Source organism: Sorangium sp. So ce726 (assembly GCF_051521405.1).
Classification (GTDB): Bacteria; Myxococcota_A; Polyangia; order Polyangiales; family Polyangiaceae; genus Sorangium.
This window is the reverse complement of sequence record NZ_CP150349.1, coordinates 775,106-795,114: the sequence shown is the minus strand read 5'-3', so window position 1 is coordinate 795,114 and position 20,009 is coordinate 775,106. Positions and strand designations below refer to the sequence as shown.

Below are 20,009 nucleotides of genomic sequence, written 5' to 3'. Positions count from 1 at the left end.
CACTCCAGGTCATCAGTCTCAGACGTCCCGAGTCCCCCCGACGACCGCCCCTCTCGGACATACGTCAGGCCGCCCGAGCCGTTACATGGAGCTCACGGTCGGGAGCGCCGCCGCCGGCCCCCTGCAGACGCGCAGGAGCCTGTCCCCCAGCTCGACCGCCCACGACCGCACGTCGTCGGCCCGCGGGCACTGCGGCACCGCCTCGACCGCATCCTGGATGAGCCGCTGCAGCAGCCGGGTCGTGCCGGAGAGCCCGAGCTCCAGCGCCGTGTTCGGGCGCCCGAGCGCCCCGTCGCGCCCCGCCGGCTTGCCCATGTCCTCCGGCTTCCCGACCAGGTCGAGCACGTCGTCCGCGACCTGGTACGCCTCGCCGATGCGCTGCCCGAGGTCGCCCCAGGCGGCCCCGTCCTGGCCTGCGGAGAGCGCGCCGAGGGTCGCCGCCGCCTCGAAGAGCGCGCCTGTCTTCGCGCGCCGGTAGGCCGATATCGGGACCTTCGCCTCCGACTCCCACGCCTGCCCGGCGATGATCCCCTGCGGCATCCCGACGCCGCCCGCGAGCACCTCGAAGAACCGGACCGCCCTGCGCGCGTCGGTCACGCCGCTCGCCATCGCGTGAAAGGCGCCGCGCGCGAGCGCCTCGAAGGCGAGCACGATCAGCTGATCACCGGCGAGCACCGCGATCGGCTCGCCGAAGGCGCGGTGGACCGACGGCCGGCCGCGCCGGATCGGCGCGTCGTCGAAGCAGGGGAGGTCGTCGTGGACGAGCGACGCGCAGTGGATGAGCTCCACCGCCGCCGCCGCGGCGTCGGCGGCCTCCGGCGCGGGATCGCCGTACGCCGAAGCGACGGCCAGGCAGAGCCGCGGCCGGATGCGGGCGCCTCCAGGGAAGAGGGCGTGCTGCGTCGCGGCCAGGAGCCCGGGCGGCGACGCGGGCGAGGAGAGCGGCTCGATGGCGGCGAGGAGGACGCGCTCGATCCGGCGATCGAAATCCATGGGGCGCGAGTCTTGGCGAGCCTCAGGGGCTTGTCAATAGTTTGAACATTAGTTAAACAAAGTATAGACAAACCACCTCCGACGCGTACACTCCGGCCATGGCGGAAAGGAGCGATCGCGTCGTGGTGATCGGCGGGGGTATCGGCGGTCTGACCTCGGCCGCGCTCCTTGCTTCGAGCGGGCTCGACGTGGTGCTACTCGAGCGGGCGCCGCGCGTCGGCGGAAAGATACGCGAGGTGGTCCTCGGGGACCGCCGCGTCGGCGCCGGCCCAACGGCGCTCACGATGCGGTGGGTCTTCGACGAGATCTTCGCCTCGCTCGGGCTCCGCTTCGGGGACCACGTGCCGCTCCGCCGGGCCGAGACGCTCGCGCGCCACGCCTGGCCGGGCGGCTCGACGCTCGACCTCTTCGCGGACGTCGAGCGCAGCGCGGACGCGATCGGCGCGCTCGCGGGGGCGCGGGAGGCGGACGGATACCGCCGGTTCTGCCGGTACGCGCGCGAGATCTTCGACGTGGTGGAGGCGCCGTTCCTGCGCGCGGAGCGGCCCACGCTCAAGACGATCCTGAGCACGGCGGGAAGCCTGGGCCTCGGCGGGATGATGAAGATCGACGGGCACCGCACCCTCCACCGCGCGCTCGGCGACTTCTTCGCGGACGCGCGCCTCCTCCAGCTGTTCGGGCGCTACGCGACCTACTGCGGCTCGTCGCCGTACCTCGCGCCTGCGACGCTGGGCGTCATCGCGCACGTGGAGCGGGAGGGCCTCTGGCTCCCCGAGGGCGGGATGGGCCGCGTCGCCGAGGCGCTCGCCGCGGCGGCGGCCCGCGCGGGGGCGACGCTGCGCTGCGGCGCGCACGTCGCCGCCATCGAGGAGGGGCGCGGCCGCGCGACGGGCGTCGTGCTCGACGGCGGCGAGCGCATCGAGGCCGACGCCATCGTGCTGAACGCCGATCCGGCGGCGCTCCGGGTCGGCCTGTTCGGCCAGCGCGCCGCCCGCAAGGCGCCGGGGAGCGAGCCGCGGTCGCTCTCGGCCGTCACCTGGGCGCTCGTGGCCGAGGCGAGCGGCTTCCCCCTCCTCCGGCACAACGTCTTCTTCTCCGGGGACTACGAGGCCGAGTTCCGCGCGCTGTTCGACCGCGCCGAGCTCCCGCGCGACGCCACGGTCTACGTCTGCGCCGAGGACCGCGGGCACGAGCCGCCGCCGGAGCCCGGCGAGGCCGGGGCGCGCCCGGGCGCCGAGGGGGGCGGAGAACGGCTGTTCTTCATCGTCAACGCCCCTGCGACCGGTGATAAACACACCCCGTCATCCACGGAGATCCACGAATGGGAGCAGCGCGTGTTCCAGCAACTGCAGCGGTTCGGCCTCGCGCTGAGGAGCACGGGCCTCTCCCCGGTGGCGACGACGCCGGCGGACTTCGAGCGGATGTTCCCGGCGACGGGGGGCGCGCTGTACGGGCCGGTGTCCCACGGGTGGAACTCGACCTTCGCGCGCCCGGCCTCGCGCTCGAAGCTCCCGGGCCTGTACTTCGCCGGCGGGAGCGCGCACCCGGGGGCGGGCGTGCCGATGGCGGCGCTGAGCGGCCAGCTCGCGGCGCGGAGCGTGATGGAGGACCTCGCTTCGACCTCGAGATCCCGAGCGGCGGCTACGCCTGGTGGTACCTGGACGCGGTGAGCGACGACGGGCAGAGCGCGATCACGATCATCGCGATGCTCGGGAGCGTCTTCTCGCCGTACTACGCCAAGGCGCGATCGCGCGGCGCCGCGGACCCGCTCATGCACTGCGCGATGAACGTCGCGCTGCACGGCCCGCGCGCCGATCGCTGGGCGCTGACCGAGCGGCCGCGGGGCGCGGTCTTCAGGTCGCCGCGGTCGCTCGCCATCGGCCCGAGCCTGATGGAGTGGTCCGGGGGCGAGCTCCACGTCTCCTTCGACGAGATCACGGCGCCGCTGCCCTCCCGGCTCTCGGGGACCGTGCGCGTCCGCCCGTCCGCGCCCGGGCCCGCGGCCGACGGCGCGCATCATGGCGTCGCCCTGGACGGGCGGGGGCTCCACCGCTGGACGCCCATCGCACCGATCGCCCGGGCCGAGGTCGAGCTCTCGCACCCCTCGCTGCGCTTCTCGGGCAGCGCCTACCTCGACACGAACGCCGGCGAGGAGCCGCTCGACCACGCCTTCGAGCGCTGGACCTGGTCGCGCGCGGTCGGCTCGGACGGGATCGCCCTTACCTACGACGTCCGGCGCCGCGACGGCACGCGCATGCTCCTCTCGCCCGCGTTCGACGCGGCGGGCGGCGCGCGCGAGCTCCCGCCGCTCGCCCCGCGGCCGCTCGGCGACACGCGCTGGGGCATGGCGCGGGAGATCGCCGCCGACCCGGGGTCCGCGCCGCGGCTCCTCCGCACCCTCGAGGACACGCCGTTCTACGCGCGCTCCCTCGCGGCCGCGACGTTCGGCGGCAAGCCGGCGACGGTCGTCCACGAGGCCCTCTCGCTCGACCGCTTCACCAGCCCCTGGGTGCAGCTCCTCCTGCCGTTCCGCATGCGGAGGGCGCGATGACGCTCGCGATCTGGATCGCCACGGCGCTCGCCGCCTTCGCGACCATGGAGGTGTGGGCCGCGCTCCTCCACGGCAGGGTCTGGCACCACGCGCTCTGGAGCATCCACCGCTCCCACCACACGAAGCGGCGCGGCGCCTTCGAGAAGAACGACGCGCTCGCGTTCCTCCACGCCCCGATCGCCGCCGGGCTCATCATCTACGGCTGCGAGGGCGCGCCGGGGCCGCTGCGCGAGGCCGCGTTCGGCTTCGGCCTCGGCATGACCGCCTTCGGCCTCGCCTACGTCCTGGTCCACGACGGCCTCGTCCACCAGCGGCTCCCGGTCTCGGGCCTCGCGCGCATCCCGTACCTCGCGCGCGTCCGCGACGCGCACCGCGTCCACCACGGCACCGGCGGCCCGCCGTACGGCCTGTTCCTCGGGCCCCTCGTCCTCGCGCGGCGCTCCGCCGCGGGTGCGCGCGCCGAGCGCTCCGCGCAGCGGGCGCGGTAGCGCTTCAGCGGGCGCGGTAGAGCTCCCTCGCGAGCCCGGCCCCCCAGCGGCCGATGGCCCGGAGCGGCAGCGCGCTCACGACCTCGCGGTACACCTCGGGCCGCCGCGCCGCCGTCTCCCGCAAAAACCTCACGAAATCGGCCGGCTGCATCTCGTCGCGCAGCAGCGCCGCGTACGCGTCGTTGCCCATCGCGTGGAGCACGGCGAAGGCCGTGTTGAGGAGCGCGTTCATCTCCCCTGCCCTCGCCCCGCCGGCGGGCTTCGCCATGAGGGCCGCGAGCGCGCCGGTGCCCGAGTGCACCGGCGCGTCACGCGCCGCGGCCAACGTACGACGCGCGCCCGGCTCCCGGACAGCCCGCGCCAGCTCGGCGGCCGTCGTCGCGAGCTCGCGCACGTTCGCGCCGAAGCCGCAGAACGTCAGCGGCGAGTGCCGCGCCGCCGCGTCCCCCACGAGCCGCACCCGGCGCCCCGGCGCGCGCGGCGCGGCCGACAGCCGCGACCAGCCGGGGATGAACCCGAACGTCGGGCGGACGAGGCGCGCGTCGCCCTCCTTGTAGCGCGAGAGGAGCCGGAAGAACCGCGCGTAGAGCGACAGGAGCGCGCCGGGCCCGACGTCCCCGGAGCGCGCGTAATAGAAGAGGTAGATCGTCGTCTCGCCCGGCCGCCCCGGGAACGCCTCCCAGAGGTGCTGCCTGCCCTCCTCGACGTCCTCCGTTGTGGCGAGGATCTCGCCGACGTCCGGCCGGATCCGCCGCTCCCCGTCGCCCTCCGAGAGCCCCGTGAGCACGCCGCCGACGGTCGGGCAGAGGAGGTCCGCGGTCGCGTAGGGGCTCGCCGCCCCGCGCGCGTCGACGAGGAGCCGCGCGGACAGCGCGCGCGGCGCGGCGCCCGGCTGCGCCTCGGCCACGGCGAGCGCGACCGCGTCCGGCCCCTCCGCGTGCCCGAGGAGCGCGTGCCCGTCGAGCAGCGTCACCCCCAGCGCCGCGGCCCGGGCCCGCGCCGCGGCGAGCAGCCCCCCCGCGTCGATGGCGTGGTCGAGCACGCCGCGCACCGGGTACGTCCCGCCGCCGTGCCAGCGGCAGAGCCCCTCGACGTAGCGGGCGATGACGAGCCGCTCGATCTCGTCCCCCGTGAAGATCCCCGACGCCGACAGCGCGGCCACCTCGGCCGTCCCGGCGTTCCACTCCCGGTGCGCGGCGCCGATCCGCGCCCGGTCGAGCACCGCGACGCGCAGCCCGGCCGACGCGAGCAGCGGCGCGAGCAGGAGCGACAGCCCACCGCCCGCGACGACCACGTCGTAATCGGCGATCGCGCCCCGATCCGGCGGCCGCGGCGAGGGTCCCGGCCGAGGCGCCGGGGCGGCCCGCGCCGCGTCGAGGTGCTCGAGGCGCGCGAGCAGCGCCTCGCCGCCCGCCTCGCGCACGCGCCCCCGCGCCGCGTCGATCTCTCGCGCCGCGGAGCCGGACGCGCCGCCGCCGCTCATCGCGCTCCCACCAGGGCGCTCATCGCGCCGCTTGCGCCGGCGCTCATCGCGCCGCCTCCAGGAGGAAGCGGACCTCGTCGAGCGGCGGCGCCGCGCCGTGCTCGCGGGCCTCCGCGCTTGCGACGGACCTGCGGAGCAACGCCCGCAGCACGAGCCACGCCTTGCGGCCTGGCGACACCACGGCGCGTGTCGACACCGAATCGAAGCCTTGGCGCGCGATGACCCGCCCGATGTCGGCGTAGATGAGCCGCGCCGCCTGGATCGCGGGGCGGCAGTCGCGCGGCAGCATCGGGATGCCGGCGCCCGCGCGGAGGTAGAGCGCCTCTGCCTCGGCGAGCAGCCGCGCCACGAGCCGCCCCAGCCGGTCGTCGAACACCGGCCGCGCGAGCCACCCGTCCGGCGCGATCCCGGCCTCCCGCATCCAGGCGAGCGGCAGGTAAATCCGCCCGCGCCGCGCGTCCTCGCCGACGTCGCGCGCGATGTTCGTGAGCTGCATGGCGACGCCCAGGTCGCACGCCCGCGCGAGCGCGTCGGGCCCCCGCGCCCCCATGAGCGTCGACATCGTCGCGCCCACGGTGCCCGCGACGCGCGCCGCGTAGGCGTTCAGGTCCGAGAGCGTCTCGTAGCGGCGCCCCTCCGCGTCCCACGCGAACCCCTCGAGCAGCGCCTCGATGAACGCGCGCGGCAGCCCGTGCTCCGCCATGACGTGGGCGAGCGCGCGATCGACCGGGCTGTCGTCCGGCCTGCCCGTCGCAGCGCGCGCGAGCCGCTCCCGCAGCGTCGCGACGGCGGCCGCGGCCGCGGACGGCGGCGCGTGCTCCCCGAGCTCGTCGACAGCGTCGTCGGCGACCCTGCAGAACGCGTAGAACGCCGCCGCCGGCTCCCTGACCCGCGCGGGCAGGAGGAGCGCCGCCGCGGCGAAGCTCTTCGACCCCTTGCGCAGGAGGTCCCTGCACGCGGCGAAGTCCGCCGCCGACGCTTCAGGCGAGCTTCGATGCATCCGGGACCACCCGATCCAGCACGCGGGCCGACGAGAGCACCCCGGGCAGACCGGCGCCCGGGTGTGTGCCTGCCCCGACGAGGTAGAGGCGCTCGATGTCCTCGCTCGCGTTGTGGGGCCGGAAGAAGGCGCTCTGCGCGAGCACCGGCTCCGGCCCGAACGCCGCGCCCCGGAACGACAGCAGCCGGTCCTGGAAGTCCTGCGGCGTGAGGAGCCGCGAGCTCGCGAGCGCGCCCTCCAGCCCTGGCAGGAGCGTCGCCTCGAGCAGCGCCGAGATGGAGCGCCGGTACCGCTCCTGGGCCGTGGGCCAGTGGGTGCCGCTGAGCAGGTTCGGCACCGGGGACAGCACGTAGAACGCGTCACAGCCGGGCGGGGCGAGCGCCGGATCGGTCGCGGTCGGGCGGTGCAGGTACAGGCTGAAGTCGTCGGCGAGCACGTGCTTCTCGAAGATGTCCTCGAGCAGCGGCTTGTAGCGCGGGCCGAGGAGGATCGTGTGGTGAGCGACGCCCGGGTACTGCCGGCGCGTGCCGAAGTACCACACGAAGAGGCTCATCGAGTAGCGCTGCCGCTCGATGCGCCGGTCGGTCCAGCGCTTCCGCGCCTCGGGGGGCACGAGGTGCCGGTAGGTCCACGCCGAGTCCGCGTTCGAGACCACGACGTCGGCGGCGAGCCGCTCCCCCGACGCGAGCTCCACGCCCCGGGCGCGGCCGCCCTCCACGGAGATGCGCCGCACCTCGGCGCCGCACCGCACGGAGCCGCCGAGGCCCTCGATGAGCGACACGAGCCCCTTCACCAGCGCGCCCGTGCCGCCGATCGGGAAGTGGACGCCCCAGTTGCGCTCGAGGAACGCGATCAGGCTGTAGATCGAGGTCGTCGAGAACGGGTTCCCGCCGACGAGCAGCGGGTGGAAGCTCAGCACCTGGCGCAGGCGATCGTCCTTCACGTGCTTCGCGACCAGGCCGTACACCGTGCGGTAGCTCTCGAGCCGCACCATGTCCGGCACGATGCGCGCCATGTCCGTCCACGACCCGAACGGCACGTGCGCCAGCTCCTCGAACCCGACGCGGAAGATCGCCTCGCTCCGCCGGACGAAGCGCTCGTAGCCCTCGACGTCTCCGGGTGAGAAGCGCGCGACCTCGGCGCGCATCGCGGCGGCGTCGCCCGTGTAGTCGAACGTCGCGCCGTCGTGGAACCGGATCCGGTAGAACGGCGCCACGGGCCGCAGATCGATGTCGTCGGCCATGTTCCGGCCGCAGAGCTGCCAGAGCTCTTCGAGGAGGAACGGCGCCGTGATGACGGTCGGCCCCGCGTCGAAGGTGAACCCGTCCTGGCGGTGGACGTACGCGCGCCCGCCCGGCTCGTCGAGCTTCTCGACGACCGTGACGTCGTAGCCCCGCACCCCGAGCCGGACGGCCGCCGCGAGGCCCCCGAAGCCGCTGCCGATCACGACGGCGCGCGGCGCGCGCGCTCCGCGGAGGACGCCGCGCGCGCGGGCCGCTCGCGGGGGAGCGGCCACCTCGTCGCCCGGCGAGGCGTCAGGCCTCGCCGGATGCGCCGGATCCTGCGCCGAAGAAGCGCTGGTGTTTTGCATGACGTCCAGTATAATGTTTGTCCTAGCCTTTGACAAAGGCGAAAGACGTCGGCAGGAGGGGGTCTTTCTGGGCCTCGCTGCCCGCCGTTCCGATGCATCCCGGTGCGCCGGGCCGGCGCGGACGGCCGCGGCTCGGCGGGTCCTAGCAAGGTTTATCCAGTTGAGCCGCTACAGAATCCATGTCGTCTCGGAGATGTGTGGCGTGTCCTCGGCGACGCTGCGTGCGTGGGAGCGCCGTTATGGCGTGCCGTCGCCTGCGCGCACAGCGTCGGCGTACCGCCTGTACAGCGACGACGATGTGGCGGTGATCAAGAAGATGCGCGACCACGTGAACGGCGGGATCGCCGCGGCCGAGGCGGCGCGCATGGTGCTCGAGGCGGCAGCGCCTCGCGCGCCGGCGGGCCCGAGCGGCGGCGACGCGTTCGCGAGGGCGAGCGAGCGTATCGTCGACGCCGCCGTCCGGTTCGATCCTGACGGCCTCGAGGCCGAGGTGAACCGGGCCCTCTCGCTCGGCCCGGCGGTGACGATCTTCGAGCGCGCGCTCGGCCCGGCGCTCGAGCGCATCGGCGATCTCTGGCTCGCGGGGAAGATCACGGTCGCGCAGGAGCACCTCGCCTCGCAGGTCCTCGGCGCGACGCTGCTGCACCTCTTGCGGCTCGCGCAGCCCGGCGAGAGCGGGCGGCGCGTGCTGCTCGCGGCCTTCGCCGACGAGGATCACGTGCTCGGGCTGTTCGGCATCGGCCTGCGCTTCTGCTCGTGGGGCTTCCGCTCCGTCGTGCTCGGCGCGAGGACGCCGCCCGCCGCGATCGCGCGGGCGGTCGAGGCGCTCGCGCCGGACCTCGTCGCGCTGACGGTCGCGATCCCGCCGCTCCCGCCGGCGGCGCGGGAGCTCATCGACGCCTACGCGGACGCGTGCCGTGGCGCGCCGTGGATCGTGGGCGGCGCGGGCGCCGGGGCGCTCCGGCCCTTCATCGAGGCGCGCGGCGGCCTCGTGGCGGCCGCGGAGGCGGCGGAGATCCGCGCGCAGATCGAGTCCGCGCTGCACGCGCGGCGGCGCCGCAAGGACGGGCGCTGAGCGCGCGCCCCGCCGGCCGGGGCGTTCGCTGCGGTCAGCCCTCGACTTCCTTGCGGAGCAGCTCGATGACCTTGCTCTGCGACTCCGGCTTCAAGGCGCCTTCGGCCGCGAAGAGCACGTGGCCGTTCTTGCCGACCACGACGACGTTGCTGACGCCGCGGCGGAGCTTGTAGGCCGTACGGAAGGAGCCGTCCCAGTCGCAATAGATGGTCCCGCCGACCTTCCTCGACTCCTCCCGGATGGCGTCCTTCACGAACCCTCGCGCCGGCCAGAAGTCGTAGGAGCTGACGTCGGCGATCGCGGCGACGGCGATGCCCCGCCGGTAGCGGTCGCCTTTCGTGAGCTTCGCCAGCGCGTCCTTGAGCGCCTGGTTCTGGGTCTTCGAGTCCTTGTCTTCGTAGACGATGAGGATCGGCTTGCCTTGAAGCGCCTTGAGCTGGAGCTCGCGGCCGTCGGCGTCCTCGACGCGCGCGTTCGGCGCCCGGTCGCCCTCCGAGGGCAGCGCCAGCGCGGCGCCCGAGATCAGCGCCAGGGACAGCGCCGCGGCGGAGGCGACCGAGCGGAGGCGGGCGGCAACGGCGCCGCGGCGGCGGGAGGCGGGCGGGCAGGGCTGCATGTCCGGGGTCTCTAGCGCTTTCCGGGATGCGCTCCTAGGGCTGTTCAAGGCGGCAGGCTCTACCGGGCGCCGGCATGGCTGGCTCCGACGAGGCCGGTCGCCACCACCTCTCCCGGCGGTCTGCTTCGGAGGGGCGGCGGCTGGCCGTGCTCTTGACACCCCACGTGCCGTGCAAAGATTGGGCGGTGCGAAGAGACCGGCTCTCGGAGCCAAGGTCCCGTAACGCTACAACAAATCGACCGTCGCGAGCAGGGTGACGGCGCCGCGGGCGGAGCCCCGGCGCGCGCCGCGCGCGGCGGTCATGGAGGATTGACCATGCTGCACCGAACCACGGAATTTGATCGCGCGTTTGCCATGATGGATGAGCTTCGCCGGCGCCTGGATTGGGTGTTCGAGGAGGTGGACGCGCCCCGCGCGTCGCTCCGCGGCGATTTCGACCAGACGTCCCGGTACGCGGGGGGTCCGCGCATCCACCTGTTCGACACGGGGAGCGCCCTTGTCATCAAGGCCGATCTCCCGGGTCTGGCAGAGAAGGATGTCCAGATCTCGCTGAATCAGGACGTCCTGACGCTGAGCGGCGAGCGCAAGTCGGATGCGCCGGAGGGCTACCTCGTCCACCGCAAGGAGCGGGGCGGGGTGCGCTTCAGCCGGAGCTTCACGCTGCCGAGCAAGGTCGATCCGGAGAAGACGACAGCGGTCATGAAGAACGGCGTGCTGACGCTCACGCTGAACAAGGCCGCCGAGGCGCAGCCGCGGCAGATCGCGGTGACGGCTCGCTGAGCGAGCTGAGAGCTGAAGAACGAAGGAAGAGGAGAGCGACGATCCTGCGATGAGCGGATCTGGCGTGTACCGAGGAAGGAGCGATGAACATGAGCACCGATCGCAGCTTGACCCACCGTGCCGAGAACAACCCCGAGAAGATCCAGCAGCGCCCTGCGGTGGCGCCGGCGGTCGACATCTATGAGAGCGCCGAAGAGCTCCTGGTCGTGGCGGATCTCCCGGGCGTGAATCAGGATCGCCTGGCCGTCCGCGTGGAGAAGGGGGAGCTCACCTTCGAGGGCCGGCGGACCGAGGCGGCCGAGCGGGAGCTGGGCGCGGAGGGCCTGCCGGACTTCCGCCGCAGCTTCGTGGTCCCGCAGGGCATCGATTCCGAGAAGATCTCCGCGGATCTGCGGGCGGGCGTCCTGCGGATCCACCTGCCGAAGAGCGCGTCGCTCAAGCCGCGTCAGATCCCGATCCGCGTGAGCTGAGGCGATATGCGAGGTGTCGAGGCACCGTGTTGCCGATCACCGGCGACCCCCTCCGGGGCGGCGTCGGGGCGGCGCGCGGTGCCTTTCGCGCGATCCGGGGCGCCCTCGGCCGAGGAGCCCTGTCCTGGAGACGCTGGTTTCGGCTCACCCTGCATCGCTTCGTGCGCCAGCGCGAACGTCCGGTTACGGCGCCCTGCCTTCGACGGTCAGGGTCCACTTCGCGTCCTCGCCGCACGCGGTACCATCCACATGACGCACCTCGATGAGAAACCAGAGGTGATCGTCCGGGCCAGTGCGATCATTCCATGTCGTCATGAAGGACTCAGGTGTTCCTTGCCCCCTGACGCCGGACGCGAAGCAATCCGACGCATTCACCTCGATCTCCCCCTGATAGACGATCAGATCAAAATTCATCCCCGGCGGGGAGGTGAGCGTCGCTTGAAAGCGCTCGGTACCGGGCCAGTTCACCTCATCCATGACACGGACCTTGAACCACTTCGACGTGGTTCCTGTCGCTGTCTCCGCAGCCCAATCCGCGCCGTCATCGCCCGGGAGCGTCCCGAGATCCGCTGCGAGAGCGCACGTGTTCGGCGCCGCATAGTCGCACTCGGCCACCGCTCCCCCACCGCCGCCCTCGCCCCCGTCGCCTTCATTGCTGCCGGCGTCACCGCCCTCGCCTTCAGCGCCGCCGACCCCGGTGGAGCCGACGCTCACGCTTGAACTCGAGCTCACGGACAGGTCTCCCCCTCCGGCGCCGCCATCACCGCCGAGTCCGCCGCCGCCAGCCTGCTCCTCGTAGTATCCGGGCAGCAGATCGTCGGTGCCGTTGGCGCACGCGGCGAGGGTGAGAAGGACCGCAGGAACGACAAGCAGCCGGCCGGGCGTGTGCATTGCACGCATTCTATCTGCTCTCGCGACAGCGGTCCAAGGAAGCCACGAGGCAAAGTGAGATACCGTGGCGTCGTTCATCACCGCCAGAAACGGCGACAACCGTTCAAGTTGTTTTCATTACCTCGAACCTGAATTTCCTCGAAAATCGATGAGGGACTCGGCCCGAAGCCGCTGACGGTAACGTCCTCGTTACACATCCGCGACTCGATGCCTGGCGTACCACCGTGAGATGAGTAAGGAGACCTCACCTCCGGGCCCGTCCCGGAGACCCCTCCACGCCAGCGCGGCGCGGACCGGACCAGGGGCGCCGCGCCCCCTCCCCCCACCCGCCCGCGGGCCCGCGCCGTCCCGGCTGGTGCCGGCGCGCTTCCGCGACGTCGCGCATTTCGATAGTCTCGGCGCCGCTGAAGCCCACCCTCGACGCCTTGCTCTCGCTGCGCGCGAAGACGCTGCTGGCGATCACCGCCACGCTGCTCGGGCTCAGCTTTGCCCTGTACGGCGTGTCCTCGAGGGCGCTCCTCGCCAACTCGATGGCCGCCGAGGCGCAGGACACCCGCCGCACCGTGCAGGTGGCGCTCAACCTCTTCCGCCAGGCCAGCAGCGACTTCAACGCCCGCTGGACCGACTGGAGCCAGTGGGACGACGCCTACGCGTTCGTGCAGGACGGCAATCAGGAGTTCGTTCGCTCGAACCTCGTCGCCCAGCTCTTCGACATCGCCCGGATCGATCTCGCGGTCTTCGCCGGCGCCGACGGAACCCCCGTGTACAGCACCGGCTACAACCACGCCACGAAGAGCTGGGCCCCCCTGCCGCGCGGCGTCGCCGAGCGGCTCCGCGTCGGCGATCTCCTCTTCGGGCGGGACACGCCCGGCAACGCCGTCCGAGGCGGCATCGTCCTCTTGCCGGACGGGCCGATGCTCCTCTGTTCCCAGCCGAGCGTCGGCAGCTCCGGCCGCGGACCGGTCGCCGGCACCGTCACGTTCGGGCGCTTCTTGACCGACGCCGAGATCAGGCGCCTCACCGAGCCCGCCGGCCTCTCGCTCGCCGTGCGCCGCCTCGACGATCCCCAGCTGCCCGACGACTTCCGCGACGCGCGCGCCGCCCTGTCCGACCGCGACCCGATCCTCGTCCACCCGCTCGGTGGCGACAGGATCGCCGGATACACCGTCCTCAACGACATCGACGGCAAGCCGGCGCTGCTCGTGCGCGTGGACAATGACCGGGCCATCCTCAGGATGGGCCATGACACATTGCGTTATCTCGTGCTCGTGACCGTGGTCGTGGGCCTGGTCTTCGGCGGTGTGACGCTGCTGCTCCTGGAGAAGCTTGTGCTGTACCGGCTCGCCCGCCTCAGCCGGGAGGTCACGGAGATCGGCGGCGTCGGCGACCTCTCGGCGCGGGTCGCGATGCCGGGCACCGATGAGCTCGCGCGCCTCACCGGCTCGATCAACGGCATGCTGTCGGCCCTGGAGGCGAACGCGCGGCGGCAGAGCCAGCAGAAGGCGGCGCTCGAGCAGGCGAAGGCGGCGGCAGAGCGAGCTCATGAGCGCTCGGACCGGCTCCTCCTCAACATCTTGCCGAGGACGATCGCCGATCAGCTGAAGGAGCACGAGCAGCTCATCGCCGAGCATTTCGAGGAGGTGACCGTCCTCTTCGCGGACATCGCGGGCTTCACCCCGCTGGCCGCGCGGCTCCCCCCGGCGGAGCTCGTCGGCCTGCTCAACCGGATGTTCTCCTCGTTCGATCAGCTCGCCGAGCAGCACGGACTGGAGAAGATCAAGACCATAGGAGACGCCTATATGGTCGTCGGCGGGCTGCCGGCGCAGCGCCCCGATCACGCGAGGGCCATCGCGCGGATGGCGATCGCCATGACGCACACCGTGCGCCAGTTCGTCGGCGACGACGGCGAGCCGTTCCAGCTCAGGATCGGCATCAACACCGGGCCTGTCATCGCCGGCGTGATCGGCAAGAAGAAGTTCAGCTACGACCTCTGGGGCGACGCGGTGAACGTGGCGAGCCGCATGGAGTCGAGCGGAGAGCCCGGTCGGATCCAGGTGAGCGAGGCGAGCTATTCCCTGCTCGCGCGAGATTTCCTCCTCGAGGAGCGGGGCCTCGTGGCGATCAAGGGCAAGGGCGCGATGAAGACCTATTGGCTCATCGGCGAGAACACACCGCAGTAGCGCGGCGCGCGCCACGACCCACGCTCGTTCGCGCTCGTTACCACGCGATTGACAGGCGCCCGGCCGATTGACGAGGCCCCCGGCCGATTGACAAGGCCAGGCGGGCGTGCAATGGCTGCCCGCCCGATGTCAGACCAGGAGCGACGCGCCCTCATGGACAAGCAGGCCCCGCACGAGACGACGCTTCCCGTCACCGTCCGCGAACCGGGCCCCGGAGAGGACCGCGACGAGCTCGTGCGCCTCCTCTTCGGCGACGCCGCAGCGTCGGCCAGGCGGCCCGAGGAGTACGAGGCCCGCTATCCCCGGCGCGCGCTGCCCAAAGGCGCGATGGTCACCCGCTACGCGCCGAGCCCGACCGGGTTCATGCACATTGGCGGCATCTTCGTGTCGCTCATCAACAAGCGGCTGTCGCTCCAGAGCGAGGGCGTCTTCTACCTCCGCCTCGAGGACACCGACGTGAAGCGCGCCATCCCCGGCGCGCTCGACACCATCGTCGACTCCCTCGCGCGCTTCGATCTCTCCCCTCAGGAGGGCGTGCTCCGCGCGCCTGCGAAGGACGGAGACGCGTCGTCGCGAGGCGAGTTCGTGCAGCAGGGCAGCTACGGCCCCTATATCCAGACGGAGCGGGTCGAGATCTACCGGGATTACGCGATCGACCTCATCCGCCGCGGCTTCGCCTACCCCTGCTTCTGCACCGTCGAGGAGCTCGACGCCATCCGGCAGGAGCAGATGGCCCTCACGGTGAAGCCCGGGGTCCACGGCCGGTGGGCGAAGTGGCGCGACGCGCCGCTCGCCCGGGTGAAGGAGGCGCTCGCGGGCGGCACCCCGTTCGTGCTCCGGCTGCGCGCCCCGGACGACGTCTCCGGCCGCGTCGAGTGGAAGGACGGCGTGAAGGGCGTCATCTCGATGCCCGTCAACGATCTCGACACCATCCTCCTCAAGTCGGACGGCATCCCGACCTACCACTTCGCCCACGCGATCGACGATCACCTGATGCGCACGACGCACGTGATCCGAGGCGACGAGTGGATCTCGTCGATGCCGCTCCACCTGCAGCTCTTCCGCACGCTCGGCTTCAGGCCGGTCGAATACGCCCACGTCCCGCCGATCCAGAAGCTCGATCGCGCGGAAGAGGTCGACCCGGAGACGGGCGAGACGAAGGTCTCGGACGCGCGGCGCAAGCTGAGCAAGCGCAAGGACCCCGAGGCGAACATCGCCTATTACCGGGAGATCGGCGTCCCGGAGGCGGGCACCATCGAGTACCTCCTCAACATCGCCAACTCCGCGTTCGAGGACTGGCGCAAGGCGAACCCCGACAAGCCCTATTCCGCCTTCCCCCTCAAGCTCAACAAGCTCGCCCCCGGCGGCGCGCTGAGCGACATGGTGAAGCTGAAGAACGTGAGCCAGGCGGTCGTGAGCCGGATGAGCGCCGAGGAGGTCTATGCCCAGGGCCTCGACTGGGCCAGGGAGCACGACAAGGAGCTCGCCGCGCTGATGGAGCGAGATCCGGAGTACACGAAGCGCGCGCTCGGCATCGAGCGCGGCGGCAAGAAGTCGAACAAGCGCATCACCACCTGGCCCGACCTGCGGCCCCAGCTCTTCTTCTTCTACGACGAGCTCTACAGCGGCGTCGATGCGTTCGATTTCCCCGAGAACGTCCCGGAGGGCGATCGCCAGCCGCTGCTCCGCCAGATGCTCGACACGTTCGATCCGGCCGACTCGAAGGAGGCATGGTTCGAGAAGATCCGGCAGATCGCGGTGGCCACGGGCTACGCGGGCGAGGTGAAGCAGTACAAGGCCTCTCCCGAGTCGTGGAAGGGCCATGTCGGCGACGTCTCGATGCTCCTCCGGGTCGCGGTCTGTGGGACCAGGAACAGCCCTGATCTGACCGAGGTCATGGCGGTGCTGGGCGAGCCGCGGGTGCGGGCGCGCATCGCGCGCTTCCTCTGAGGCGCGGCGTGACGAGCCCGCGGGCCGCGCGACGAGGGCGCGGCCGGCAGCGGCAGGAGGAAGAGCGATGAGCGAGGTGTGCCGGTTCGCCCCGTCGACCACCGGGCCCGCCCACCTCGGCACGCTCGCCGCGGCGCTGCTCTCCTGGCTGGACGCGCGGTCGCGGGGCGCGCGGCTGGTCCTCCGGCTGGAGGACCTCGATCCCGACCGCTGCCGGCCCGAGTTCGCGCGCGCGATCGAGGAGGATCTCGCGTGGCTCGGGCTCGATTTCGACGAGCGCGTCGAGCAGCACGCGCGGAGGGCGCACCACGAGGCGGCGATGGACCGGCTCGAGGCGCTCGGCGCGCTGTACCCCTGCTCTGCGACGCGCGAGGAGGTGCGCGCGATCGGCCGGCGCGCCCCGGACGGCGGCTTCGCCTACGACAACCGCGCGCGCGGCCGCGCGCTGCCGCCTGGCGGGTGGCGCGCGAGCGTGGAGCCGATCCGGGCGCGGCTGCCGGACGGCGTGTTCCGGCCCCTGGACGAGGGCGGGCTCGACCTGTCGCAGGAGCCCGCGGTCGCGATGGGTGATCCCGTGGTTCGCCGGCGCGACGGCGCCTTCTCCTACCAGCTGGCGGTGGTGGTCGACGACAGCGCAGCGGGCGTCACGCGCGTCGTCCGGGGGCGCGACATCGCGCCGAGCACCGCGACGCAGGCGGCGCTCCAGGCGCTGCTCGGGCTGCCAGCGCCGGTCTACCGGCACCACCTGCTCCTCCTGGAGGAGCGCGGCGGCAAGCTGGCGAAGACGCATGGCGCGGCGCGCGGGGCGGCGCTCGCCCAGAGCGCGCCCGCGCTCGCCGGCGCGCTCGCTTGCTGCGTCGGCCTGCGGGATCGCCCCGAGCCGTGCACGCCGACGGAGCTGCTCCGGGAGTTCGACTGGTCGCGCGTCGCGACCGCAGACCGCGTCGTGAGCCTCCGCGACGGCTCGCTCACGCTGACGGCGAGCGGGCCCTGAGCGGCGCGTAGATCAGGCGATCAGGCGGGCAGCGGCGAGACGGCGCGCCCCAGCATCGGGAACCACGTGAGGATCGCGTTCGGCCGCGGGAGATCGTCGTCGTCGTCGTCGTCGCGCCGGCCATTACGCCCGCGGCGGGAGCGGCTGCCAAACAGCGTCCAGGCGCGCCACGCCTGCTCAGCGAGGTCGCGCGCCCGTCCCGACGAGGTGTCATGTCCAAGGAGCATCATGTGTGGCTGCCGCTTACCACAGGTCCGCGTCGGCGCGCCAGTGTTCCACGCTGAGGCCACGCGAACGTGACCGTCCCGATGACCGGCCGTGGTGCCCGGACGTCCCTGCTCCTTCACGGCGCGCGGGCTGCAACCCCTCCACGGCGCGCGGATGCAGCGACCCGGCGCTCGACCTCCCGGGTCGTAACCGCAGCACCGCAGCCTGGCGACCCTCGCTGGAATGCGCCATGAACGTCGCCCGGACTCGTTCATGGCCACCGCCCCCGCCGCCCTGAAGCCGTCGTCGCCCTTCGCCGCCTTCACGTCGCGCGATTTTTGCGTCTACGCGGCGGCCCGCCTGCTGGCCACGGTGGCGTACCAGATGCAATCGGTCGCCGTGGGGTACCAGATCTACAACCTCACGCGAGATCCGCTCGCGCTCGGTTATGTGGGGCTCGCCCAGTTCCTCCCTGTGGCGGGGCTGTCCCTGGCGTCCGGGCACGCGGCGGATCGCTTCGATCGGCGGCGGATCCTCGTCGTTTGCTACCTCACCTCGGCGCTCGCGGCGCTCGCGCTCTTCTTCCTCGCGCGCTCGCCGAGCCCGAGCTTGCCGGCGATCTACGGGGTCCTCGTGCTCCTCGGAACGGTGCGCGCCTTCCAGGGGCCGGCCGGCTCGGCGCTCCTGCCCACGCTCGTGCCGGCGGAGCACTTCCAGAACGCGGTGACGTGGCAATCGACGCTCTGGCAGGTCGGCGCCATCGGCGGGCCGAGCCTGGGCGGGCTGCTCTACGCGCTCTGGAAGGCGCCTGCGCCCGTGTACCTGAGCGCGAGCCTCGCGCTCGCCGCGGCGTGCGCCGGGCCCCTGGCCGTGCGGGCGCCCGTCGGCCGCCTGGAGAGGAAGCCGCCGTCGCTCGCCACGGCGCTCGCCGGGCTGCGCTACGTCTACCGGAAGAAGGTCCTCCTCGCGTCGATCTCGCTCGACTTCGTGGCCGTCTTCCTGGGCGGCGCGGTCGCGCTGCTGCCCATCTACGCGACCGACGTGCTCGGGGTCGGCCCGCAGGGGTTCGGCTTCCTGCGCGCCGCGCCGGCCGTGGGGGCCGGGCTCATGGCCGTGGTCCTCGCCTTCCGGCCCATCACGCGGCGCGCCGGGCCGAGGATGCTCCTCTGCGTCGGGCTCTTCGGGCTCGCTGCCGTCGTGTTCGGCCTGTCGCGGAGCTTCCCCCTCTCGCTCGTCGCGCTCACCGTGATGGGCGCAGCCGACATGGTGAGCGTCGTCGTGCGGATGACCCTGGAGCAGCTCGCCACGCCGCCCGAGATGCGCGGCCGCGTGAGCGCGGTCAACATGGTGTTCGTCGGCGCCTCGAACGAGCTCGGAGAGCTCGAGTCGGGCACCCTCGCGAGGCTCATCGGGACCGTGCCCACCGTGGTGTTCGGCGGCCTCGGGACGATCGCGGTCGTGCTGCTCTGGGCATGGCTGTTCCCCGAGCTGCGCGCGGTCGACCGGCTCGAAGACACGCGCGCCACCTCCGAAGAAGACGCCGCCGAGAAGGCCTGACGCGCGCCGCGCGTCGAGCGCGCGCAACACATCATCGCTCCACGCCGGGTGAGGGCCAGTCGCGCTCTCGAGGGCTGGAGGCGACCAATCCATTCGTGAGCCCCGCGGCGAGCGCGCGAGACAACTCGGCGCGAATTTAACCGCGAGCTCGCCCGCAATCTCGCCAGGCCGAGCGCAATCCAATGCAACGGAACGGAACGGAACGGAACGTAACGGAACGTAACGGAACGTAACGAAACGTAACGGAACGCAACTGAACGTAACTGAACGCAACCGAACGCAAATCCAGTGCGAAAACGATTGCGCACCACGTACGACGCACTGCTTCCCAAATCATTCGCGATTTGACGAGGACGTTATAATGCACACTGAGCGGCACGCGATCATACAACGCACGACGACAATCCCAGCTAGGCTGTCCGAATCGCTTGACACCGAGGTAGCCGAGGACCTTACATGTCTCATGGATACGATTATCGCGTGGGCTGTTGGTATCATGATGACATGGGCCCCGCCTGGGAAGAGCTTCATCAAGGACGCGGTCGAGACGCCCGAGGAAGGACGCGTGCGCTACCACGAGATCGCGCGCGCGGCGGCGAAGGTTGCCTATGATCCTGCATTGAAGCCGCTCTTCGGCGGCCCGCGCGGTCGAGCCGAGACGATGGCGCTGCTCTTATCGATCGCGTATTTCGAGAGCGGCTACCGTCGCGACGTGGACCTCGGGCTCGGGAAGCTAGCGCGCGGCTCGGGGGTCGACTCCTGTCTGCTCCAGGTCCGCGTCGGCGCCGGCAAGACCCGGGAGGGGTGGTCGCACGAGGATCTCGTCGGGGATCGCGAGAAATGCTTTCGCGCCGGACTCGCGCTGATCAAAGGATCTTTCGGAGCATGCCGGAAGCAGGAACCGCGCGACCGGCTCAGCGCATACACGCGCGGCAGGTGCATCGACAACGACAAGCATTCGAGGGCGCGTATTGGACGCGCCCTGAACGTGCCGCGCGCGCCGATGACGGACGCGGGGGTGCTCGCCGCAATGCCAGGGCGCGACCCCCTCCCCGCCGCGCCGCCGAGCGCGCCGTCCGCGACCGGAGCGGCCAGAACGGTCGCACCAGTCGGAACCGCCGGAAACGACAGCTAACGCGGCGAGGAATGCGGGTGATTGTCCAGCGCGCGAGCGCGCAGCGAT

At 72.2% G+C, this 20,009-nt stretch carries 18 protein-coding genes; 11 read left to right on the top strand and 7 right to left on the bottom strand.

Going from position 1 to position 20,009, the window contains the following annotated elements; all coding sequences use genetic code 11:
• Positions 1–81: 81 nt before the first annotated feature.
• Positions 82–993, bottom strand: a complete 912-nt coding sequence (locus WME79_RS02940; protein WP_437531572.1) for a polyprenyl synthetase family protein — start codon at positions 991–993, stop codon at positions 82–84.
• 98 nt (positions 994–1,091) lie between these two features.
• Here WME79_RS02940 and crtD point away from each other — a divergent pair, with 98 nt between their 5' ends.
• The 3 genes from crtD to WME79_RS02925 are packed head-to-tail and all read left to right on the top strand — an operon-like array spanning position 1,092 to position 4,032.
• Positions 1,092–2,663: a 1-hydroxycarotenoid 3,4-desaturase CrtD gene (gene crtD / locus WME79_RS02935; RefSeq protein ID WP_437531570.1), complete on the top strand. Its 1,572-nt coding sequence runs from the start codon at positions 1,092–1,094 to the stop codon at positions 2,661–2,663.
• Positions 2,660–3,544 carry a carotenoid 1,2-hydratase gene (locus WME79_RS02930; protein ID WP_437531568.1) on the top strand — a complete coding sequence of 295 codons (885 nt, stop codon included), beginning with the start codon at positions 2,660–2,662 and terminating at the stop codon, positions 3,542–3,544. The genes crtD and WME79_RS02930 overlap by 4 nt, the downstream gene beginning before the upstream one ends.
• Complete coding sequence (locus WME79_RS02925; protein ID WP_437531566.1) at positions 3,541–4,032, top strand: beta-carotene hydroxylase; 492 nt, start codon at positions 3,541–3,543, stop codon at positions 4,030–4,032. The genes WME79_RS02930 and WME79_RS02925 overlap by 4 nt, the downstream gene beginning before the upstream one ends.
• Positions 4,033–4,036: 4 nt before the next feature.
• On the opposite strand, the gene WME79_RS02920 is transcribed toward WME79_RS02925, so the two are convergent.
• The 3 genes from WME79_RS02920 to WME79_RS02910 are packed head-to-tail and all read right to left on the bottom strand — an operon-like array spanning position 4,037 to position 8,106.
• Complete coding sequence (locus tag WME79_RS02920) at positions 4,037–5,515, bottom strand: lycopene cyclase (RefSeq protein WP_437531564.1); 1,479 nt, start codon at positions 5,513–5,515, stop codon at positions 4,037–4,039.
• A 43-nt stretch (positions 5,516–5,558) separates the two neighbouring features.
• Positions 5,559–6,515, bottom strand: a complete 957-nt coding sequence (locus WME79_RS02915; protein WP_437531562.1) for a phytoene/squalene synthase family protein — start codon at positions 6,513–6,515, stop codon at positions 5,559–5,561.
• Positions 6,496–8,106 carry a phytoene desaturase gene (locus WME79_RS02910; protein ID WP_437531560.1) on the bottom strand — a complete coding sequence of 537 codons (1,611 nt, stop codon included), beginning with the start codon at positions 8,104–8,106 and terminating at the stop codon, positions 6,496–6,498. The genes WME79_RS02915 and WME79_RS02910 overlap by 20 nt, the downstream gene beginning before the upstream one ends.
• A 160-nt stretch (positions 8,107–8,266) precedes the next feature.
• Between WME79_RS02910 and WME79_RS02905 the strand changes: the two genes are divergently transcribed.
• A complete protein-coding gene (locus WME79_RS02905) occupies positions 8,267–9,181 on the top strand; it encodes a MerR family transcriptional regulator (protein ID WP_437531558.1) in 915 nt (304 codons plus the stop codon).
• A gap of 34 nt (positions 9,182–9,215) precedes the next feature.
• Here WME79_RS02905 and WME79_RS02900 read toward each other — a convergent pair whose 3' ends face one another.
• On the bottom strand, positions 9,216–9,797 hold the full coding sequence (locus tag WME79_RS02900) for a YtfJ family protein (RefSeq protein WP_437531556.1): 582 nt from the start codon (positions 9,795–9,797) through the stop codon (positions 9,216–9,218).
• 315 nt (positions 9,798–10,112) lie between these two features.
• On the opposite strand from WME79_RS02900, the gene WME79_RS02895 reads away from it, so the two are divergent.
• Both WME79_RS02895 and WME79_RS02890 read left to right on the top strand, forming a co-directional pair.
• A complete protein-coding gene (locus tag WME79_RS02895; protein WP_437531554.1) occupies positions 10,113–10,577 on the top strand; it encodes an Hsp20/alpha crystallin family protein in 465 nt (154 codons plus the stop codon).
• 89 nt (positions 10,578–10,666) lie between these two features.
• Positions 10,667–11,047, top strand: a complete 381-nt coding sequence (locus WME79_RS02890) for an Hsp20/alpha crystallin family protein (protein ID WP_437531552.1) — start codon at positions 10,667–10,669, stop codon at positions 11,045–11,047.
• A 183-nt stretch (positions 11,048–11,230) separates the two neighbouring features.
• On the opposite strand, the gene WME79_RS02885 is transcribed toward WME79_RS02890, so the two are convergent.
• Positions 11,231–11,938: a hypothetical protein gene (locus tag WME79_RS02885; protein WP_437531551.1), complete on the bottom strand. Its 708-nt coding sequence runs from the start codon at positions 11,936–11,938 to the stop codon at positions 11,231–11,233.
• Between the two features lie 425 nt (positions 11,939–12,363).
• Here WME79_RS02885 and WME79_RS02880 point away from each other — a divergent pair, with 425 nt between their 5' ends.
• The 3 genes from WME79_RS02880 (at position 12,364) to WME79_RS02870 (ending at position 17,062) form a co-directional block, all read left to right on the top strand.
• Positions 12,364–14,118, top strand: a complete 1,755-nt coding sequence (locus WME79_RS02880) for an adenylate/guanylate cyclase domain-containing protein (protein ID WP_437531550.1) — start codon at positions 12,364–12,366, stop codon at positions 14,116–14,118.
• Between the two features lie 153 nt (positions 14,119–14,271).
• The gene (locus tag WME79_RS02875) at positions 14,272–16,068 is read left to right on the top strand and encodes a glutamate--tRNA ligase (RefSeq protein ID WP_437531548.1); all 1,797 of its coding nucleotides are present in this window, start codon (positions 14,272–14,274) and stop codon (positions 16,066–16,068) included.
• A 67-nt stretch (positions 16,069–16,135) separates the two neighbouring features.
• Positions 16,136–17,062: a glutamate--tRNA ligase family protein gene (locus WME79_RS02870; protein ID WP_437531546.1), complete on the top strand. Its 927-nt coding sequence runs from the start codon at positions 16,136–16,138 to the stop codon at positions 17,060–17,062.
• A gap of 20 nt (positions 17,063–17,082) precedes the next feature.
• Here the strand turns inward: WME79_RS02870 and WME79_RS02865 are convergent, their stop codons facing one another.
• Positions 17,083–17,292 carry a hypothetical protein gene (locus WME79_RS02865; RefSeq protein ID WP_437531544.1) on the bottom strand — a complete coding sequence of 70 codons (210 nt, stop codon included), beginning with the start codon at positions 17,290–17,292 and terminating at the stop codon, positions 17,083–17,085.
• A 250-nt stretch (positions 17,293–17,542) separates the two neighbouring features.
• Here WME79_RS02865 and WME79_RS02860 point away from each other — a divergent pair, with 250 nt between their 5' ends.
• On the top strand, positions 17,543–18,826 hold the full coding sequence (locus WME79_RS02860; RefSeq protein ID WP_437531542.1) for an MFS transporter: 1,284 nt from the start codon (positions 17,543–17,545) through the stop codon (positions 18,824–18,826).
• Positions 18,827–19,187: 361 nt separating this feature from the next.
• A complete protein-coding gene (locus WME79_RS02855) occupies positions 19,188–19,961 on the top strand; it encodes a hypothetical protein (protein WP_437531540.1) in 774 nt (257 codons plus the stop codon).
• Positions 19,962–20,009 lie beyond the last annotated feature (48 nt).

What these genes read in the sequence shown, in the direction of transcription:
- WME79_RS02940 (WP_437531572.1), bottom strand. Translation starts at nt 993, where the DNA reads ATGGATTTCGATCGCCGGATCGAGCGCGTCCTCCTCGCCGCCATCGAG.
- crtD (WP_437531570.1), top strand. Translation starts at nt 1,092, where the DNA reads ATGGCGGAAAGGAGCGATCGCGTCGTGGTGATCGGCGGGGGTATCGGC.
- WME79_RS02925 (WP_437531566.1), top strand. Translation starts at nt 3,541, where the DNA reads ATGACGCTCGCGATCTGGATCGCCACGGCGCTCGCCGCCTTCGCGACC.
- WME79_RS02920 (WP_437531564.1), bottom strand. Translation starts at nt 5,515, where the DNA reads ATGAGCGGCGGCGGCGCGTCCGGCTCCGCGGCGCGAGAGATCGACGCG.
- WME79_RS02915 (WP_437531562.1), bottom strand. Translation starts at nt 6,515, where the DNA reads ATGCATCGAAGCTCGCCTGAAGCGTCGGCGGCGGACTTCGCCGCGTGC.
- WME79_RS02910 (WP_437531560.1), bottom strand. Translation starts at nt 8,106, where the DNA reads ATGCAAAACACCAGCGCTTCTTCGGCGCAGGATCCGGCGCATCCGGCG.
- WME79_RS02900 (WP_437531556.1), bottom strand. Translation starts at nt 9,797, where the DNA reads ATGCAGCCCTGCCCGCCCGCCTCCCGCCGCCGCGGCGCCGTTGCCGCC.
- WME79_RS02895 (WP_437531554.1), top strand. Translation starts at nt 10,113, where the DNA reads ATGCTGCACCGAACCACGGAATTTGATCGCGCGTTTGCCATGATGGAT.
- WME79_RS02890 (WP_437531552.1), top strand. Translation starts at nt 10,667, where the DNA reads ATGAGCACCGATCGCAGCTTGACCCACCGTGCCGAGAACAACCCCGAG.
- WME79_RS02885 (WP_437531551.1), bottom strand. Translation starts at nt 11,938, where the DNA reads ATGCACACGCCCGGCCGGCTGCTTGTCGTTCCTGCGGTCCTTCTCACC.
- WME79_RS02875 (WP_437531548.1), top strand. Translation starts at nt 14,272, where the DNA reads ATGGACAAGCAGGCCCCGCACGAGACGACGCTTCCCGTCACCGTCCGC.
- WME79_RS02870 (WP_437531546.1), top strand. Translation starts at nt 16,136, where the DNA reads ATGAGCGAGGTGTGCCGGTTCGCCCCGTCGACCACCGGGCCCGCCCAC.
- WME79_RS02865 (WP_437531544.1), bottom strand. Translation starts at nt 17,292, where the DNA reads ATGATGCTCCTTGGACATGACACCTCGTCGGGACGGGCGCGCGACCTC.
- WME79_RS02860 (WP_437531542.1), top strand. Translation starts at nt 17,543, where the DNA reads ATGGCCACCGCCCCCGCCGCCCTGAAGCCGTCGTCGCCCTTCGCCGCC.
- WME79_RS02855 (WP_437531540.1), top strand. Translation starts at nt 19,188, where the DNA reads ATGCACACTGAGCGGCACGCGATCATACAACGCACGACGACAATCCCA.